Genomic DNA, 2,229 nt, shown 5'->3' with positions numbered 1-2,229 from the left:
GCCCGAAGCGGTGCTGATCAGCCGGCCGCCCTCGCCATGCTTGCGCATGCGCCCGATCGCTTCCTGGCAGCACAGGAACACGCCCTTGGTGTTCACCGCCAGCACCTTGTCCCACTCGGCCTCGGTCATCGCTTCGATCCTGGCGATGGTGATGACGCCGGCGTTCTGCACCGAGATGTCGACGCGGCCGAATTCCTTTTCGGCGAGGTCGTAGAGCGCCGCGACCTCGCCCTTCCTGGTTACATCCATGCGCATTGACGCGACCTTCGCGCCCGCCGCCTTGAGGCCTGCCGCGACCTCGTCGACACGCGGATCGATGGCGCTGACCACGACCGCGGCGCCCTCCGCCGCGAAGCGTCTTGCCATGGCAGCGCCGATGCCGCCGCTGGCGCCCGTGACGACCGCCGTCTTTCCTTCAAAGCGCTTCTGCATCTTCTCTCCTACCAGCAGACGAAGCCGCCATCGACGATGAGGTCGATGCCGGTGACGAAACTCGAGGCGCTGGCCGCCAGGAACACGGTCGGCCCGACCATCTCTTCCGGCGTCGCCATGCGGCCCATCGGCGTGTCGCGCTTGAAGATTTTTATCTGCTCGGCCACCTCCGGCCGCTTGTTCATCGGCGTCAGCGTGTAGCCGGGGCTGACGACGTTGACGCGCAGGCCGCGGTCGGCCCACTCCATGGCGAGGCTTTTCGACATGTGGATCACGGCCGCCTTCGAGGAATTGTAGTGCGCCTGCGTCAGCCCGCGATTGACGATCGAGCCCGACATCGAGGCGATGTTGATGATCGACCCCCTGCGGCGCGGCAGCATGACGCGCGCCTCGGCCTGGCACGACAGGAACACGCCGCTGACATTGACGTCGTAGAGCTTCTGCCATTTCTCCAGCGACAGCGTCTCGGCGGGCTCGGCGCCGGCGATGCCGGCATTGTTGACGGCAATGGTCAGCGCGCCGAGTTCTTTCTCCAGGCGCTCGATCGCCGCCGACAGGTCGCTCTCGGAGGTCACCGAGCCGGTCAGCACCAGCGCCTTGCGGCCGAGCTCCGATATCTTTTGCGCGGTCTCTTCCAGCCCGCCCTTCGAGCTGTGGCCGAAGCAGGCGATATCGGCGCCGGCTTCCGCGAGGCCGATGGCGATCGCCTGGCCGATGCCGCTGCCGGCGCCCGTCACCAGCGCAACGTCGCCACTGAGATCGAATAGTTTGGTCATTGGTTCCCTCCTGCCGGCTCTCGCGAAATCAAAGGGCGCCAACACTTTGTTGGCGCCCCGCGCGATCCGGTGCCTGGGAGGCTATCACCTGCTGCGCCAAGTTTCGATTCCCCGGGTTCCTCACGTCGATATCAGCTTGTCGCAAGCTCCATCACCGCGACATTGCTGGCTTCGCTGCGCTCGAGGATGCCGCGCTGGCGGCCGCGGCTCAGGACCAGCACGCGGTGCGAGAGCCCCAGCACCTCCTCGAGATCCGAGCTCACCACCACCACCGCCATGCCGGAGCGGGCGAGGTCGGCGATGACGTCGTAGATCGCGGCGCGGGCTCCAACGTCGATGCCGCGCGTCGGCTCGTCGAGAATGAACACCTTGGGGGGCCGTGACACCCATTTGGCGATGATCACCTTCTGCTGGTTGCCTCCGGAAAGTTTTGAGACCGCCTGGTTGGGCTTGCCCTTGACGCCGAGCCGGGAGATGCCGGCCTCGGCGAATTTCTGCACTGCCTTGGGAAACACCCAGCCCTTCGGCGCGACATGGTCGAAATTGCCGAATGCCAGGTTCTCGCCGATCGTCTGCTCCAGCACCACGCCTTGCGCCTTGCGATCTTCCGGCACCAGCACGACCCCGGCCTTGATCGCTGCGGCCGGGCCGCTGAGATGCAGAGGCATGCCGGCCACCCGCACCGCACCGGAAGAGATTGGGTCGGCGCCGGCGATCGCCCGCACCAGCTCCGTGCGCCCGGCGCCGATCAGCCCGGCAATGCCAAGGATCTCGCCTGATTTCACCGAAAAGCTGACGGTGTTGAAGCTCTTGTCCGGCGACGACAGATTCTCGACTTCGAGCAGCGTCTCATCGCGCGGCGGCGACAGCTTGGGGAACATGCGCTCGACGCTGCGCCCGACCATCTGCTCGACCACGGTGCGCACCGGGATGTCGGCGCGCTCGTGCCGGGCGACGATGCGGCCGTCGCGCATCACCACCACGCGATCGGCGATCTGCGCGATCTCGTCGAGGCGATGGC

General features: G+C 66.5%; 3 protein-coding genes. All 3 read right to left on the bottom strand.

Translation table 11 applies throughout. The features are described 5' to 3' along the window. A partial coding sequence (locus EOA33_RS32965) for an SDR family NAD(P)-dependent oxidoreductase (RefSeq protein WP_127407521.1) occupies positions 1–432 on the bottom strand: 432 nt, incomplete at its 3' end. A gap of 8 nt (positions 433–440) precedes the next feature. Beyond that, a complete protein-coding gene (locus EOA33_RS32960; RefSeq protein WP_127407520.1) occupies positions 441–1,208 on the bottom strand; it encodes an SDR family oxidoreductase in 768 nt (255 codons plus the stop codon). A gap of 131 nt (positions 1,209–1,339) precedes the next feature. Continuing rightward, positions 1,340–2,229, bottom strand: an 890-nt coding sequence (locus EOA33_RS32955) for a sugar ABC transporter ATP-binding protein (protein ID WP_145989432.1), incomplete at its 5' end; no start/stop codon positions are given.

The sequence above is a fragment of the Mesorhizobium sp. M4A.F.Ca.ET.050.02.1.1 genome, from assembly GCF_003997725.1.
In the GTDB taxonomy this organism is placed as follows: domain Bacteria; phylum Pseudomonadota; class Alphaproteobacteria; order Rhizobiales; family Rhizobiaceae; genus Mesorhizobium.
This window is presented reverse-complemented; position numbering and strand designations above follow the sequence as displayed.

Excerpts from the sequence above, each read along its gene's own strand:
- EOA33_RS32960 (WP_127407520.1), bottom strand. The coding sequence starts at position 1,208 with ATGACCAAACTATTCGATCTCAGTGGCGACGTTGCGCTGGTGACGGGC.